We start from the raw sequence: 16,181 nt of genomic DNA on the forward strand, positions 1-16,181 counted from the left end.
CCGCCCGCTGGCACCGCCGTCGTTAGCTTTCGGCAACGACGGCGGACGGGGTGCCTCTAGTGCTGTTTGGCGCGGTTGCGCTCGATGGCCGCGCGGACAAGGGTGCCGGGTCGGTGTGCCGGCGGCCCGCGAAGCGCGAGCCGCCGGCAGGCCTGCCCTACTTGGTGCCGGTGTAGGGGACGCGCTCCCAGGTGAGGACCTCGTCCGTGGCGGCCGCGTTGGGGGCGACGGTGAAGCGCATCCACTCGTTGGACGTGGCGGCGCCCTCGACGGTGACGCGGTCCAGATTCCCGAGCGGCTGCTGTCCGTAGACCTCGAGCCAAGGCGAGCCGGCGGCCAGCGGCTGGTCGGCGTTGTAGGAGTGGCTGTCGCCGTTGATCAAGTAGACGGGGCCGCCGAAGGACCGCGCGCCGGCGGCGAGGGCGTCGACGATCGGGCGGAAGCCGGAGACCTGGTCCGGGTTTTCCTCGACGCCGTTGGCCAGCTGGAAGGGATCGAACATGTCCGCCTGGGTCATAACGACGACGGCGCGGGCGTTGGTGCGCCGGGCGTCGGCGAAGGTTTCCTGCAGCTGGGCGACGTCCGCGGCGGTGCGGGTAGCGACCTCATCGAGCTGCTCGTTGGTGGCCTCGGTGAGTCCGAGCCCGCTCCACGGCGCGAGCGAGTTGTTGGAGCCTTGGGTGTTGATGACGGAGAAGGCAGCGCGGTTCTTTCCGAAGGTGACGTTCTCCGGCAGGCCCAGGTGCGCCTGGGAATCCACCGGCATGGTGCCGCCGAGGGTCTTGCCCGGGTCGGCGAAGAACATGCCGCGCAGGGTGTCCAGGCGCTCCAGCGGGTTGTAGGAGCCGTTGTTGGCCCGGTGGCAGTCAACCCACTCGTTGTCGCCCGGCGTGTAGACCAGCGGGGCCTCGAAGCGGTCGAACTGCTCCTTGATGTTGGCGAAGTACTCGTCGGTGCACTGTGCGGAGCCGGCCTTGATGTCGCCAACGTGGGCGATGAAGCCCAGGTCGTCCTGCTGGTTGAGTTCGGAGACCATCTCCGGGAACTGTGCCACCTGGGCTTCGCCGTAGGGGACGTCGCCGATGACGCCGAAGGTGTAGGCATCATCGGCGGAGGCGAGCGCCGGTGCCGCCGCCATCAACGAGGCGGTGGCGGCGACGGCCAGGGCGGAGGCGGCGGCGAGCAAGCGGGACTTCATGGTGTGCTCCTGCGAGTGGTTCGAGGGGAGGGACACCATGAAGTTAGGCGGGCGGGGTGGACGGACGGAGGCGGTGGGGTGGCCGGCGGGTTAACCGTTCCGCCGCCGTCGTTCCCGTGCCGGTGTCCTGGACCGGTGCCTCAGGCGCCGCCCGTGGCCGCGGCCGCCCCTTCGAAGTCCTCAAGCACCTGGACCTTCGCCGCCGAGGCGGAGGACGGGTCGAAGGTGTAGCCGATCCACTCCTTGGCGAGCCGCCGGGCCAGTTCGAGGCCGATGACGCGCTGGCCCATGGTCAGGATCTGGCAGTTGTTCGAGAGCACGGAGCGCTCCACGGAGAAGGAATCGTGCGCGGTGGCCGCGCGGATGCCCTCGACCTTGTTGGCGGAGATGGCCACGCCCAGGCCCGTGCCGCAGAACAGGATGGCGCGGTCGGCGCGGCCGTCCCGGATGAGCTCGCCGGCGGCGATGCCGATGTACGGGTAGGGCTTGTTGAAGTCCTCGTCAGCGCGGTTGACGCCGATGTCGATGATTTCGCCCACGCGCGGGTCCTGCCGCAGGTCGGCCAGGATCTGGTCCTTGTAATCGACGCCGGCTTCGTCCGAGCCGAGGATGAGTCGCAGTGTCATGGGAGGTCCTTACTTCGTTTGCGCGTTGGTAGTGGTGAAGCGGTCGACGACGGCGGCGGCCACCATCGCGAGGGACGTGGCGCCCGGGTCAGGGGTGCCGATGCTCTTTTCCGCCAGCGGCCTGGCGCGGCCCTTCTTCGGGATGAAGGCCGCCGTAGCCTCGGCGGCCGACGCGGCCGCGCGGGCGGCTTCGTGCCAGGCGGCCTGCGGGGCGGCGCCGTTGCCGGTGGCATCAACCAGGGTGCGGACGAGCGGCAGCAGGGCGTCCACGAGGGTCTTGTCGCCGGCTTCGGCCTTGCCCAGGGTGAGGATACGGTTCGTGAAGGCCTGGGCCGCGGCGACGAGCCCGGCCGGTGAGGGGGCCGCCTCGTCGCCGAGGCTTTCCCCGGCGGCCCGCAGGCCACCGCCCCACAGGACGCCGGAGGTGCCGCCTGCCTTGGCCGCCCACGCGTCGCCCGCCGTGGCCAGCATGGTTCCGGCCCCCGCGCCGTTGTCGAGGGCGAGGACGGCGGCGTCGAACGCGGCGTCGATGCCGCGGACCATGCCGCGGCCGTGGTCGCCGTCGCCCGCGATGGCGTCCATGTCCCCGAGCCTGGATTCAGCCTCGTGGAGCGTCAGCCGCGCGGTTTCCAGCGCGGACATGCAATGCTGCGCGAACCGCCGGGATTCCTCGGAGGAGGCGGGGACCGGGGCGGCCGAAGCCTGCGCTTCGTCCGGCGCCGCCTCGGCAGCGTCCGTACTTTCGCCGCCCGCGGCTGCCGCGCCGGCCAGCGAGCCGCGGCGGAAGGCCGGGGTCTCCGCGGGGGCGGCCCAGAGCTGCTCGAGTTCGTCGTCCAGCCAGGTGACCGTGAGCGAGACGCCCGCCATGTCGAGGGAGGTCACGAGCTCGCCGACCTCGGGCAGGACCAGGGTGTGGCCGGCCTCGCGGAGCAGCGCCGAGACGGTCCGCCACAGCACGAAGAGTTCCTCATGCTTGGTGGAGCCTAGGCCGTTGAGGATGACGGCGAGCCGGGAGCCGCCCTCGACGGGTGCCTCGGCCAGCACGCGCCCGACGAGTTCCCGGGCCAGCTCCGCGGCGGAGGGCAGTTCGGTGTCGTGCAGCCCGGGTTCGCCGTGGATCCCGAGCCCGAGGCCCATCTGCCCGTCCGCGACCGTGAACAGCGGGGTGTCCGCGCCGGGGAAGGTGCAGCCGGCGAAGGCGGCGCCCATGGTACGGGTGAGGCTGTTGGCCTTGCGCCCCAGCCGGACCACATCGTCGAAGCCCGCTCCGGCCTCGGCCGCGGCGCCCATGACCTTGAAGACCGTGAAGTCGCCGGCGATGCCGCGGCGCTTGTCGACCTCGCCCGCCGCCGCGGACGCGATGTCGTCCGTGACGATGACGTTCTCCACCCGGATGCCCTCGGCCGCCAGCCGCTCGGTGGCGAGGCCGAAGTTCATTACGTCGCCGGCGTAGTTGCCGTAGGTGAAGACGACGCCGCCGCCGGACTCGGCGGCCCTGGCCACCGAGTAGGCCTGCTGCGCGGACGGCGAGGTGAAGATGTTGCCCACCACGGCGCCGTCGGCAAAGCCCGGCCCGATCAGTCCGGCGAACGCTGGGTAGTGGCCCGAGCCGCCGCCGGGAATGACGGCCACCTTCGGCTGCGCCGGACGGTGCCGGCGGACGGCCCCGCCGTCGACCTGGCGCACCTGGTTCGGGTGGAGCTCGCAGAAGCCCTGCAGGGCCTCTTCGGCGAAGACGGCCGGGTCATTGAAGATTCTGGTCATGGGAGTTCTTTCGGTCTGGGGAGCCGGAACCGGCTAGTGCAGGTGGCTTCCGCCGTTGATGTCGAACGTGGCGCCGGTCAGGTAAGCGGCGTCCTGGCTGGAGAGGAAGGTGATGACGGCGGCGACTTCCTCGGTGGTGGCGGTGCGGCCGAGCGGGACGTCGGCCGCGATGGCTGCCTCCAGTTCGGGGGTGGTGCCGACGCGAATGTTCGTGTCGACGGCGCCGGGCGTCACCGCGTTGACGGTGACGCCGCTGTCGCCCAGCTCGCGGGCCAGGGCCTTGGTGAAGCCGAGGATGGCTGCCTTGGCGGAGGAGTAGGGAACCTTGCCGAACACGCCGCCGCCGCGCTGCGCGGAGACCGAGGACATGTTGACGATGCGGCCCCACTTGTTCTCCAGCATCGCGGGCAGGAAGGCCTTCGTGACCAGGTAGGTGCCGGTGGCGTTGACGGCCATGACCTTGTTCCAGAGGTCGAGCGTGGTCTCCAGGAACGGCACGGGCGAGGTGATGCCGGCGATGTTGGCCAGCGCCCCCACGGGAGGCAGGTTGCCGGCCCGGACTTCGGCGTCGACCGCGGCCTGGGCGGCGGCCACGGACGCTTCGCTGGTGACGTCGATTTCGTGGCCGAAGGCCGGGACGTTCAGCTCGTTGCCGATCGCGCGGGCAACCTTCGCGGACTTCTCGCCGTCGAGGTCGAGGATGACGATGGCCCAGCCCTCGCGGGCATAGCGGCGGGCGGTGGCCTCGCCGATGCCGCGCTCGGACGTGGCGCCGGTGACGACGGCGGTGCGCTGGATGGTGGTCATGGTGTCTCCTTGGGTTGTTGCGTTGCTAGATGAGGTCCGAGATGAAGGCGGCCGCCGCTGCGGCTGCCGCCGGGCGTTCGTCGTGGTCGACGTCGCGGGTTTCGAGTTCCAGGGAAAAGCGGCCGGTGTAGCCCTTGTCCGCCAGCGACTTCAGGCCGGCCGCGAAGTCCGCCTGGCCGTTGCCGATGCTGAGGTTGATGTTTCCGGGGACGGCATCGCGCAGGTGGACGTGCGCGATGCGCCCATGGAAGCGCTCCACGAAGTCCTCGGGGCTGCCGCCGGAGGCGACGATGTGGCTGAAATCCATGACGACCTGCACGTCCGTGCCGGCGAGCCGGTCGGTCAGCCGCTGCGCGCGTTCGGTGTCGTGGCAGAGGCGGAAGAAGTGCAGGGATTCGGTCCAGAGTCCGACGCCGGTCTCCGCCGCGCGCTCGCCGGCTACGGCGAGTTCGGCGGCGACGAGGTCGAGGTCCTGGTCCAGGGTGCCGAGGGGGTTGTTGTCCAGCGCGCCGCACGGCAGTACCAGCGCCTCCGCGGCGGTCTGCCCCGCGAGGGCGAGCAGCATGTCCAGGTGCCGGGAGCGCTGCGCCCGCTCTTCCGCGGAGAGCGGGCGGTTCAGGTCGCCGATGTCGCCGTTGATGGAGCGCACGCGCAGTCCGGAGGCGGCGACGATCCCTGCGACGGCGGTGACCGCCTGCTCGTCGAGGACGTAGGGCACGTGGTCGCACACGCCCGGCAGGGCACCCAGATCGATCTCGGTGAAGCCGAGGCCGGCGATGGTGGCCAGCGCCGTGGCGAGGTCCTGGTGCCGAAAGCTGATGGTGGAGCAGCCCAGCCGCGAATGGAAGGTCATGGGGTCCCTTTTAGGAAGTCGGAACGGGTGGAGCAGTGTTGTGACGCGAACCACGTTAGAGCAGTCGACTGTTGACAGTCAACGGTTGAAGAAATTTTCTGTCGACTGTTGACAGATGCGAGTGGCGCGGCTCACACTGTTTGGCATATCCTGTTGACTGTCAACAGTGACGGAGGTTTCCTCCAGCCTCCGCCATCGCTTCGAAAGGTAATTCGATGAGCAACGAAGCCCTGACAATGCGCGGCCCCGTTCACGGCACAAAGGACGCCAAGCGCGTCGCCATCGGCTCCGGAGTTGGCGCCGTTATCGAAACGTACGACTTCATTGGCTTCGGCACCGCCGCGGCCCTGTACTTCGGCACCGCCTTCTTCCCGGGCGGCGACCCCCTCACCGGCACCCTGGCGGCGTTCGCGACCCTCGGCGTCGGCTTCGCGGCCCGCCCGCTGGGCGGCATCATCGGCGGGCACCTCGGCGACCGGATCGGACGCAAGCCGGTGCTGGTCTCCTCGCTGATCCTCATGGGTTTGGCCACCTTCGCCATCGGCCTGCTGCCGACCTACGCGCAGGTCGGCCTCCTGGCTCCGGCGCTGCTGGTCACCGTCCGAGTCATCCAGGGCCTGGCCTTCGGCGCCGAGTGGGGCGGGGCCATCCTGATGAGCTACGAGCACGCGCCCTGGAAGCAGAAGGGCAAGTACACCGGCATCGTGCAGGCCGGCTTCCCGGTGGGCCTGCTCCTGGCCAATCTCGTCTTCCTCTTCAGCGTGCATCTGGGCAACGAGTGGGCCTGGCGCGTGCCGTTCCTGGCCAGCATCATCCTGGTCGCGGTGGGCCTGATCATCCGCTCCAAGGTGCCCGAGTCCCCGGTCTTCGAGGACGTCAAGGAACACGGCGACATCGTGAAGTCCCCGATCGTCGAGGTCATCCGCGACGACTGGCGCAACATCGTGCGCGGCATCGGCCTGCGCATCGCGGAGACCGCCGGCTACGCCGTGTCCGTCACTTACATGATTTCCTACCTGCACAACTCCGGGCTGGCCGACAAGACCCAGACCCTGGTCGCGCTGTGCATCGCCTCCGGCATCGGCATCTTCGCCACCATGGCCTGGGGCCGCCTGACGGACAAGGTGGGCCGCCGCCCGGTCTACATCGCCTCCACCGCGTTCGCCGTCCTCTTCGGCGTCCCGATGTTCCTGCTGGTCAACACGGGCCTGTTCCTCTTCATCATCGCCACCATCGTGATCTCCTACGCGGTCTGCCAGAACTCGCTGGCCGGTGCCCAGGGCGCCTGGTTCCCCGAGCTGTTCCAGGCCAAGACCCGCTCGACGGGCGCCTCGCTGGCCTACCAGATCTCGGCGATGGTCTCCGGCTTCACCCCCTTCATCACCACCCTGCTGTTCGTGGCCCTGGGCTGGGTCGGACCGGCGCTGCTGTTCAGCCTCTACGGCGCCATCGGCCTGTGGGCCGCGCTGGCAACCCGCGAAACCTGGGGCCCCCGGGAGCGCCGCCTGGCCGCGGAGGCCGCGGCGACCACCAAGCCGGCCAAAGTGACCGCCTGAATCCGGACCCGAGCAGGCGCAACCGCCACGTCCTCCAGGACCGGTAAGCGCCCGATCTTCCTCAACCCGAGCCGCGCCGGGGCGGGACCTACCGCCCGCCCCGGCGCCACGCCGTCGTACTTTTCCCGAAAGGAAATCCTGTGACCATCACCGAAACCGTCCGCGCTCCCGAGACTGCGTCATTGCAGGAACGGGTGGCACGCGTCGAAGCCGCGGCCTACCGGATGCGCCACCACGTGCTGAACATGGGCGAGGCGCAGGGGCAGGGCTACGTGGGCCAGGCGCTCGACGCGGCCGACGTCCTCGCCGCGGTCTACGCCGACCAGCTGCGCTACCGGGCCGAGGACCCGGAGTGGGAGGGGCGGGACCGCTTCCTGCTCTCCACCGGACACTACGCGATCGGCCACTACGCCGCGCTGGCCGAGGCCGGGATCGTCCCGGTCGACGAGCTGGAGACGTACGGCTCGGACGATTCGCGGCTGCCGATGTCCGGCATGTCCACCTACACCCCCGGGATGGAAATTTCCGGCGGCTCGCTCGGGCACGGCCTGACCATCGCCGTGGGCACCGCGCTGGGCCTGCGCCTGCAGGGCTCCGGCGCCCGCGTGTTCAACTTCCTCTCCGACGGGGAACTGGACGAGGGTTCCACCTGGGAAGCCGCGATGGGCGCGCACCACCACCAGCTGGGCAACCTGACCGCGATCGTGGACATCAACGCCCTGCAGGCCGACGGCAAGACCGACACGGTGCTGCGGACCGAGCCGGTGCTGGACAAGTGGGCGGCGTGCGGCTGGTTCGTGCAGCGCGTGGACGGCAACGACGTCGGGGCCCTGCTGGCCGCCTTCGACTCGGCCGCCGCCAAGGCCGAGGCCGAGGGCAAGCCGTCAGTCATCCTGTGCGACACCAAGGTCGGCCGCGGCGTGCCGCTGCTCGAAGACCGGGAGAAGGCGCACTTCATGCGCATCGATGAACACGAATGGCAGATCTGCCGCGAGCAGCTGACCGCCGGGTACGAAGCCCGCACCGCATCCGAAGGAGAATCCAAGTGACCGCGACTACTGCAGCCGGACCCACCGTGAAGACCGCGCCGAAGCCGAAGCTGAAGACCTCGGCCATGATCGCTTCCTTCGCCGACCCCGGCCAGAAGACCACACCGGCTCCGTTCGGCCACGCCCTGGTCAAGGCCGCGCAGGAGAACGAGAAGATCGTCGGGCTGACCGCCGACCTGGGCAAGTACACGGACATGCACATCTTCGCCAAGGCCTTCCCGGAGCGGTTCTTCCAGATGGGCATGGCCGAGCAGCTGCTCTTCGGCGCGGCCGCCGGCATGGCGCAGACCGGTGTGGTCCCGTTCGCCTCGACCTACTCGGTGTTCGCCGCGCGCCGGGCCTACGACTTCCTTTGCCTGGACGCCGCGGAGCCGAACCTGAACGTGAACATCGTCGGCGGGCTGCCCGGCCTGACCACCGGCTACGGGCCGTCCCACCAGGCCACCGAGGACATGGCCATTTTCCGCGGCATGCCGAACCTGACCATCGTGGACCCCTGCGACTCGGTGGACATTGAACAGGCGGTGCCGCAGCTCGCCGCGAGCGAGGGGCCGACCTACCTGCGCCTGCTGCGCGGCAACGTGCCCACCGTGCTGGACGAGTACGACTACACGTTCGAACTGGGCAAGGCCAAGGTGCTGCGCGGCGGCAACGACGTGGTCTTCGTCTCCAGCGGGCTCATGACCATGCGGGCACTGCAGGCAGCCAAGGAACTCGCCGCGCACAACGTCGATGTCGCCGTGGTCCACACGCCGACCATCAAGCCGTTCGACGCCGAGACCGTCCTGGGCGAAATCAACACCGACCGGCTGGTGGTGACCCTGGAGAACCACACCGTGGTCGGCGGCCTGTTCGAAACCGTCGCCGCGGCCGCCGCCCGCGCCGGGGTCGCCAAGCGCATCCTGCCCGTGGCCCTGCCCGACGAGTTCCTGCATGCCGGCGCCCTGCCGACCCTGCACGAACGCTACGGACTCTCCGTCGACCGCATCGTCGCGGCCGTCCTCGGCGCACTCTAGCGGGGCGGCATGGAGCTCGCACCGGCGACAGCCGTCCGACCGACTGTTAACATGGCAACTGTCAACAGTCTTGCTTCCAAGCGCCCGAGGATGAAAACGATGGCTACAGAATCGATGTCGCTGCTGGGACTGGAAAAGACCAGCCTCCGGCAGCAGGCCCTGGCCGCCCTGCGCCGAGCCATCACCACCGGCGAGATCGCTCCCGGGACCCACTTGGTGGAAACCGAACTGTCCGAAACCCTGCAGATCAGCCGCGGCACCCTGCGGGAGGCCATGCGGCAGCTGCAGCAGGAAGGTCTGATTTCCGCCGGGCCGCGGGGCCGGCTGTCGGTCCGCCATCTGGATGCCAAGGAAATCTGCGACATCTTCGCCGTCCGGGCCGCGCTCGAGTCCCTGGCCGCGCGGGAGCTCTGCGCCCTGGAGGACCGCGCCCAGGTCATCAAGGAGCTGCGCCGGGCGCTGGAGGAGATGGACCGGGCCAGCAAGGACGGGCTGGAGGAGCGGATCGAGGCGGACCTGAACTTCCACCGGACGCTCTGCGGCCTCACCGGCAATGAGACGCTGCTGCACTCGTGGGGCTCGCTGGAAGGCAATATCCGCATGTCCATCATGTTTGCCGGCTTCGAACGCGCGGCCCAGAACATGAGCGTCAAGCGGCACGGCGAGATCGTGGACGCGATCGAAACCGGCGACGCGGCCAAGGCCAGCGAGGCGATCACCGAGCACATGGACGGTGCGGCCAAGGTCCTCGTCGGCTAGGAACGCCCAAGCGAGGGAAGTTTGGCCCAGCCGGCGCCGTGCCGACCGTGCCCGCCTACTTCGCCGGGGCGGAATCCGCGCTGAGGTGTTCCAGCAGTTCGGCCTCGGCCTGGTCCATGTAGCCGCGCAGCGTGTCGGCCGCCTCTTCCCGGCGCCCGGCCGCGAGCAGCGCCACAAGCCGGGCGTTCTGCTCCACGTAGTGGCTATGGAAATCCGGGGTCCGGCTCATGGTGTGGAAGACCAGGCGCATCTGGGCCAGCACCCGGGTCATCAGTTCCTGCAGCAGCTTGCTGCCGGTGCCGCGGATCAGGGTTTCATGGAAGCGCTGGTTGGCGCCGGCCATCTCGGCGATGTCGCCCCGTTCCCGGGCGTCCCGGGCATCCGCGACAATCGCCGCCAGCGCATCCACGTCCACGTCCTCGCCCCAGCGGACCGCGGCAGGCTCGAGGATCCGCCGCACGCTGTAGATCTCGCGTACGCCCTCGGGGCCGGGCGAGGTCACGATGACGCCGCGGTTGGGGATGCGCGTGACAACGTGTTCGCCGGCGAGGACGGTGAAGGCCTCGCGCAGCGTGTTGCGGGAGACCCCGAAGGACGTGGCCAGCGCCTGCTCGGACAGCTTGGAGCCGGGCAGCAGCTGGCCCTCCGCGATGCGGATGCGCAGCGACTCGGCCACCCAGGCCGCGGTGTGCGCATGCGTCGCCTCGCTCCGGGCGGCGATCCCCGTCAGCGGTGCGTTCATCCGTTCGTCCCATCCCTCGCCGGTCGAACCGGGCCTGCAATTGCGGATCTGTTGGCCCGTAATGGCTGGATAGGGCGGCCTATCGAGCCATTACGGGCCAATCGTTTGAGGCGCGGCCAGGGGCCGGCTACCCGATGCTACCAAGTGCGTCACCGCGCACGACGGCGGTGCCGGGCTGCTGCTCTCCGCGCACCAGGGTGCCGGGCCGGTGGGCGGCGATGGTGGTTTCCATCTTCATCGCCTCGACGACGGCCACCGGGTCGCCCGCGGCGAGCGCGGCGCCGTCCTCCGCGACCCACTTGACCAGGTTGCCGTTCATCGGCGCGCGCAGGATCTCCGGCTCGTGCGTCTCCTCCGCTGCGGCCTGCACCGGGGCGCTGCCGCCGCCGTGCACCAGCGACTCGAGCAGGCGGGCGGGCAGGCCGAGGCGCAGCGCCTTGCCGTCGACTTCGACCGTCAGTTCCGTGCGCTCGCTGTCTGGCTCGGCCGCCGCGATCTCCGGGGACGCTGCCAGCGGCTCGGCGAACTCGGACTCGATCCAGGTGGTGTAGACGCCGAAGGCCTCGGTTTTGGTGAACGCCGCGTCCCGGACCACCGCCCGGTGGAAGGGCAGTACGGTGGGCAGTCCGGCGATGACCATCTCGTCCAGCGCCACCCGGGCCCGGTTCAGCGCCTGCGCGCGGTCGGCGCCGTGCACTATGAGCTTGGCCATCAGCGAGTCATAGTCGCCGGGCACCGTGGATCCGCTGCGGACGCCGGAATCCACGCGGATGCCGGAGCCGGTGGGCGGTTCGAAGGCGGCGATGGTGCCGGGGCCGGGCAGGAAGCCGCGGGCAGGATCCTCCGCGTTGAGCCTGAACTCGAAGGCGTGGCCCTGCGGCCGGGGGTCCTCCGTCAGGGTCAGCGGTTCGCCGTCGGCAATGCGGAACTGTTCGCGCACCAGATCGACGCCGGTGGTCTCCTCGGTGACGGGGTGTTCCACCTGCAGGCGCGTGTTCACCTCGAGGAAGGAGATGGTGCCGTCGCTGGCGACCAGGTATTCGACGGTGCCGGCGCCGTGGTACCCGGCCTCGCGGCAGATGGCCTTGGCCGAGTCGTGGATGAGCCGGCGCTGCTCCTCGGCCAGGAACGGGGCCGGGGCTTCTTCGACGAGTTTCTGGTTGCGGCGCTGCAGCGAGCAGTCGCGCGTCCCGACCACGACCACGTTGCCGTGCATGTCGGCCAGGACCTGGGCTTCCACGTGCCGGGGCTTGTCGAGGAAGCGTTCCACGAAGCATTCGCCCCGGCCGAAAGCCACCGTGGCTTCGCGGACGGCGGAGTCGAAGGCGTCCTCGATGTCCTCCATCCGGCGGGCGATCTTCAGGCCGCGGCCGCCACCGCCGAACGCCGCCTTGATGGCCACCGGAAGGCCGTGTTCCTCCGCGAAAGCCATCACCTCGGCGCCGCTCCCGACCGGACCGTCGCTGCCGGGCACCAGCGGCGCTCCGGCCCGCACGGCGATCTCGCGGGCGGTGACCTTGTTGCCCAGGTCGCGGATGGATTGCGGGGAGGGGCCGATCCAGGTCAGGCCGGCCTCGTTGACCGCCTCGGCAAAGTCGGCGTTTTCCGAGAGGAAGCCGTAGCCGGGGTGGACCGCGTCGGCACCGGAGCGGCGGGCCGCCTCGATCAGCTTGCCGATGTCGAGGTAGGTTTCCTGCCCGCTGCGCCCGCCCAGTGCGTACGCTTCGTCGGCGCGGCGGACGTGGAGTGCATCGGCGTCGGGGTCGGAGTACACGGCCACGGACGCGAGCCCGGCGTCGGCGCAGGCGCGCGCCACTCGTACGGCGATCTCGCCGCGGTTGGCGATCAGGACCTTCTTCATGCGCGGTACCTTTCCGGCGGGTTCGAAGTGCCGGCACTGCCGGCGGGAAGCAGGGTGTCCGGGTCGACCAGGACGAAGCGGACGGTGCTGCCGGGCGGCAGCTGGGCCACCACCGGCAGGTCCTCGGGAACCACGGCGGCAATAACGGGGTAGCCGCCCGTGACGGGATGGTCGGCCAGGAACAGCACGGGCAGCCCGGACGGCGGGACCTGCAGGGCTCCGGCCACGGTGCCCTCGCTTTGGAGCTCGCCGTCCCGGATGCGCTCCAGCGGCGCGGGCGTTTCCGCAGGGGCGCCGCCCGTCGGCGTTCCGTTGCTGCCGCCGGCCGGAGCCCCGCCGCCCGGCAGTTCCAGGCGTACGCCGATCCGGTCCGAGGCCGAGCCGGATACCCAGTCCTGTCCGGTGAGCCGGTCGAGCCCGGCCTGGCCGAACCAGTCGTCGCGGGGGCCGGGCGTGATGCGCAGCAGCGCGGTTTCGCCGGGGCAGACCCGCAGGACGGGCGGTTCCGGTGTGCCGACCACGTGCCCGCTGCCGGCGTGGCCCACCGGCAGGATGAAGCCGGCCTCCATCGGCGCGGGTCCCAGTCCGGACAACGTGTCGGTGGAGCGGCTCCCCAGCTCCGCGGCGAGTTCGATCCCGCCGCGGACGGCGACATATGCCCGGAGCCCGGCGGTCGCCGGTCCGAGGGACAGGGTCTCGCCGTCGAGCAGGGCGAAGGGCGCGTCCTGCGCCGGACGACGTCCGGACGGCGCGATGTCCAGCTGCACGCGTGCACCGGTGACCGCTAGGACCTGGTCACCGCAGGCCCGCAGGGCCAGCGAGCCGAAGAGATTCTCGACGACGGCGTCCCCGGGGGAGTTGCCGGCCAGCCGGTTCGCCTGGCGTGCGGCCGGCACGTCGAGCGCACCGGAGCTGCCGACGCCGAGGTTGCCCATGCCCGGCCGGCCCAGGTCCTGCACCAGCGACTGCAGGCCGGTGGAAACCACCTCGAGCGAGCCGGCGGTGTGCGGCTGCGGGGGAGCCGGCTCCTCCTCGACGGGGCCGGCGGGGACCGGGCGGGACCCGGCCAGGATGGCATCGGCAGGCCGGGCCGGTCCTGCAGGTTCGGCTGACCCGGCAGAGCCTGCTGGTTCCGCGGAACCAGCCGACACCGCCAGGCCGAGCGACTCCCGCACGGCCGTGAAGCGGACCAGGTCCTGCGGCCGGATCAGCGCCGGATCCGGCCGGGCGACGTCCCACAGCACGCTCTCGGTGCGTCCGATCAGCTGCCAGCCGCCCGGCGACTTGCGCGGATAGACGGCGGAGTATCCGCCGGCCAGGGCCACCGCGCCGGCCGGGACGGCGGTCCGCGGCGTGGCGCGCCGCGGCACCTCGAGCGAGCCGTCCTCGCCCGTGAGGTAGGCAAAGCCGGGGGCGAAACCGCCGAAGGCGGCGGTCCAGACCTGCCCGGTGTGGGCGTTGACCACACCCTCGGGGCTGAGGCCGGTGAGACGCGCCACCTCGGCGAGGTCCTCGCCGTCGTACGTCACGGGAATTTCAACGGTTTTCCCCGTCCCGGCGGGGGCGTGCTCCAGTTCCAGCCGTTCGACGGCGGTCCTCGCCGCGACCGCGTGGGCGCGGGTGTCGCACTGGACCAGCACGGTGGAGGCCGCGGCCAGCACATCGAGCTGGCCGGGCAGCGGGTCGGCGGTCAGCCGGGCATGCAGGGCGAGCACGGAGTCCAGGCCGGAGAGCTCGACCAGCAGCGCGCGCGGCCCGGCAAACCGGACGGCGGTCACGCTCACGCAAAACTCCGGACCGTCACGCCGGCGGACTCGAGCCCGGCCCGCACGGCCGCCGCCATTGCGACCGAGCCCGGGGTGTCGCCGTGGACGCAGATGCTCTCGGCGTCCACCCTGATGATGGAGCCGTCGATGGCCGTAATCTTGCCGGTCTGGGCCAGCCGCACCATGTTGGCGACGACGAGGTCCGGATCGTGGAGGACGGCCCCCGGCTCGCGGCGCGAGACCAGCGTGCCGTCCGGGTTGTAGGCGCGGTCGGCGAAGGCCTCGGCAACGCCGCGAAGTCCGGCGGCCGCGGCCCTCGCCAGCGCCACCGAGCCCGGGAGCAGGAGCAGCGGCAGGTCCCCGCCGAAGGCACGCACGGCATCGACTACGGCCTGGGCATGTGCCTCGTGGTGGACGATCGTGTTGTAGAGGGCGCCGTGCGGCTTGACGTAGCGGATCCGCGCTCCGGCGGCCTGGGCCAGCGCCTGCAGGGCACCGAGCTGGTAGAGCACGTCATCCGCCAGTTCCGTGGGGGAGCAGTCGAGGAAACGCCGCCCGAAGCCCGCGAGGTCCCGGTAGCCCACGTGGGCGCCGATGGTCACTCCGGCGGCCACCGCGTCGCGGCAGGTTCCGGCGATCGTGCTCGGGTCCCCGGCATGGAAACCGCAGGCCACGTTGGCGCTGGAGACGGAGCGGAAGATTGCCGCGTCGTCGCCCATTTCCCAGTTGCCGAAGGATTCTCCGACGTCGCTGTTGAGGTCGATAATAGCCATGTGTGACACCCGTCTCGTTGGTTTCCTGTTTCCAGCATGCACCACATTCCAGGATTGTTCAACAATCGCTAGCGGCCGGGGCTGACGCCCGGCACCCCTCTTTGTTGAACAATTTCTTGCCAGCATTGTTCAACAACATGTAAGGTCGCTCCAATGTCCGTGTGACAGCAGTCACCGATGCAGATGGGAAACCCAATGGACAAGACCACGCCAACCAAGGTGCGCCCGAACTTCCAGCGCACCGCGATGCTCGGTGCCATGTTCCTGATGGCCACCAGCGCGATCGGCCCCGGCTTCATCACCCAGACCACGGTCTTCACCGTGCAGCTCGGCGCGGCCTTCGCGTTCGCCATCCTGCTCTCGGTCCTCGTGGATATCGCCGTCCAGCTCAATGTCTGGCGGATTATCGGCATCTCCGGCATGCGCGCGCACGAACTGGGCAACAAGGTGCTGCCGGGGGCCGGCTGGATCCTGGCCGCGCTGGTGTTCCTGGGCGGCGTGGTCTTCAACATCGGCAACATCGCCGGCACCGGGCTCGGCGTCAACGCGATGATGGGGCTTGATCCGAAGATCGGCGGCGCGGCTTCGGCGCTCGTCGCCATCCTGATCTTCCTCTCCAAGAAGGCGGGCATGGCCCTGGACCGGATCGTCGTGCTGCTCGGCGCGGTGATGATCCTGCTGATGCTCTACGTGGCGATCGTCGCGGCTCCGCCGCTCGGCGAGGCGCTGAAGAACACCGTCCTGCCGGAGGAGGTCGACTTCCTCGTCATCACCACCCTGATCGGCGGCACTGTCGGCGGCTACATCACCTACGCCGGCGCCCACCGCATGCTCGATTCCGGCGCCCACGGCGTCGAAAACGTCAAGGCCATCTCCCGCAGCTCCATCCTGGGCATTATCGTCACCGGCATCATGCGCGTCCTGCTCTTCCTCGCGATCCTCGGCGTGGTGTCCGGCGGAGTGGCGCTGACCAGCGACAACATGGCGGCCGAGGCGTTCGGCGCCGCGGCGGGCGAGATCGGCATGCGGATGTTCGGCGTGGTGCTCTGGGCCGCCGCCCTGACCTCGGTCATCGGCGCCGCCTACACGTCCGTTTCCTTCATTACCCGGACGACCACGTCCGAACGCAAGCGCAACCTGATCATCGTGGCCTTCATTGCCGTCTGCGCCGTGATCTACCTGCTCCTGGGGCAGGCCCCGCAGCAGCTGCTCATCTTCGCCGGCGCGTTCAACGGCCTGATCCTCCCGTTCGGCCTCGCGGTCCTGCTCTGGGCCGCCTGGCGCCGCCGCGACCTCCTGCACGGCTACGCCTATCCGAAGTGGCTGCTGGTCCTGGGGGCGGCCGCCTGGCTGCTGACCCTGTACCTCGGCTGGAATTCGCTGGCCGGGCTCGCCGAGATGTGGGGCTAGC

At 70.2% G+C, this 16,181-nt stretch carries 14 protein-coding genes; 5 read left to right on the forward strand and 9 right to left on the reverse strand.

Going from position 1 to position 16,181, the window contains the following annotated elements:
* Positions 1–157: 157 nt before the first annotated feature.
* The 5 genes from AHIS1636_RS12080 to AHIS1636_RS12100 form a co-directional block, all read right to left on the reverse strand.
* Positions 158–1,198: a hypothetical protein gene (locus AHIS1636_RS12080; protein WP_264796079.1), complete on the reverse strand. Its 1,041-nt coding sequence runs from the start codon at positions 1,196–1,198 to the stop codon at positions 158–160.
* A gap of 140 nt (positions 1,199–1,338) precedes the next feature.
* Positions 1,339–1,824 carry a ribose-5-phosphate isomerase gene (locus tag AHIS1636_RS12085; RefSeq protein ID WP_264796080.1) on the reverse strand — a complete coding sequence of 162 codons (486 nt, stop codon included), beginning with the start codon at positions 1,822–1,824 and terminating at the stop codon, positions 1,339–1,341.
* 9 nt (positions 1,825–1,833) lie between these two features.
* Positions 1,834–3,588 (reverse strand): dihydroxyacetone kinase family protein, encoded by a 1,755-nt coding sequence (locus tag AHIS1636_RS12090; protein WP_264796081.1) that lies wholly within the window; start codon positions 3,586–3,588, stop codon positions 1,834–1,836.
* Between the two features lie 33 nt (positions 3,589–3,621).
* Positions 3,622–4,395: an SDR family NAD(P)-dependent oxidoreductase gene (locus AHIS1636_RS12095; protein WP_264796082.1), complete on the reverse strand. Its 774-nt coding sequence runs from the start codon at positions 4,393–4,395 to the stop codon at positions 3,622–3,624.
* Between the two features lie 25 nt (positions 4,396–4,420).
* Positions 4,421–5,248: a sugar phosphate isomerase/epimerase family protein gene (locus AHIS1636_RS12100; protein WP_264796083.1), complete on the reverse strand. Its 828-nt coding sequence runs from the start codon at positions 5,246–5,248 to the stop codon at positions 4,421–4,423.
* A 215-nt stretch (positions 5,249–5,463) separates the two neighbouring features.
* Between AHIS1636_RS12100 and AHIS1636_RS12105 the strand changes: the two genes are divergently transcribed.
* The 4 genes from AHIS1636_RS12105 to AHIS1636_RS12120 all read left to right on the forward strand — a co-directional run bounded on the left by AHIS1636_RS12105 (position 5,464) and on the right by AHIS1636_RS12120 (position 9,628).
* Positions 5,464–6,804: an MFS transporter gene (locus tag AHIS1636_RS12105; RefSeq protein ID WP_264796084.1), complete on the forward strand. Its 1,341-nt coding sequence runs from the start codon at positions 5,464–5,466 to the stop codon at positions 6,802–6,804.
* A gap of 224 nt (positions 6,805–7,028) precedes the next feature.
* Complete coding sequence (locus AHIS1636_RS12110; protein WP_264796114.1) at positions 7,029–7,853, forward strand: transketolase; 825 nt, start codon at positions 7,029–7,031, stop codon at positions 7,851–7,853.
* 65 nt (positions 7,854–7,918) lie between these two features.
* The gene (locus tag AHIS1636_RS12115) at positions 7,919–8,869 is read left to right on the forward strand and encodes a transketolase family protein (RefSeq protein WP_264796115.1); all 951 of its coding nucleotides are present in this window, start codon (positions 7,919–7,921) and stop codon (positions 8,867–8,869) included.
* A 99-nt stretch (positions 8,870–8,968) separates the two neighbouring features.
* Positions 8,969–9,628, forward strand: coding sequence for a GntR family transcriptional regulator (locus AHIS1636_RS12120; protein WP_264796085.1), 660 nt, complete (start codon positions 8,969–8,971; stop codon positions 9,626–9,628).
* Between the two features lie 55 nt (positions 9,629–9,683).
* Here AHIS1636_RS12120 and AHIS1636_RS12125 read toward each other — a convergent pair whose 3' ends face one another.
* From AHIS1636_RS12125 to AHIS1636_RS12140, 4 genes are all read right to left on the reverse strand, one after another.
* Positions 9,684–10,370, reverse strand: a complete 687-nt coding sequence (locus AHIS1636_RS12125) for a GntR family transcriptional regulator (protein WP_264796086.1) — start codon at positions 10,368–10,370, stop codon at positions 9,684–9,686.
* A gap of 127 nt (positions 10,371–10,497) precedes the next feature.
* The gene (locus AHIS1636_RS12130) at positions 10,498–12,231 is read right to left on the reverse strand and encodes an acetyl/propionyl/methylcrotonyl-CoA carboxylase subunit alpha (protein WP_264796087.1); all 1,734 of its coding nucleotides are present in this window, start codon (positions 12,229–12,231) and stop codon (positions 10,498–10,500) included.
* A complete protein-coding gene (locus tag AHIS1636_RS12135; RefSeq protein ID WP_264796088.1) occupies positions 12,228–14,015 on the reverse strand; it encodes a 5-oxoprolinase subunit B/C family protein in 1,788 nt (595 codons plus the stop codon). Before AHIS1636_RS12135 ends, AHIS1636_RS12130 begins: the two co-directional genes overlap by 4 nt.
* Complete coding sequence (locus AHIS1636_RS12140; RefSeq protein ID WP_264796089.1) at positions 14,012–14,770, reverse strand: LamB/YcsF family protein; 759 nt, start codon at positions 14,768–14,770, stop codon at positions 14,012–14,014. Before AHIS1636_RS12140 ends, AHIS1636_RS12135 begins: the two co-directional genes overlap by 4 nt.
* 195 nt (positions 14,771–14,965) lie before the next feature.
* On the opposite strand from AHIS1636_RS12140, the gene AHIS1636_RS12145 reads away from it, so the two are divergent.
* Complete coding sequence (locus tag AHIS1636_RS12145; protein ID WP_264796090.1) at positions 14,966–16,180, forward strand: NRAMP family divalent metal transporter; 1,215 nt, start codon at positions 14,966–14,968, stop codon at positions 16,178–16,180.
* The last annotated feature ends 1 nt before the right edge of the window (position 16,181 follow it).

Origin of the sequence: Arthrobacter mangrovi (genome assembly GCF_026011795.1) — a bacterium.
GTDB lineage: Bacteria > Actinomycetota > Actinomycetes > Actinomycetales > Micrococcaceae > Crystallibacter > Crystallibacter mangrovi.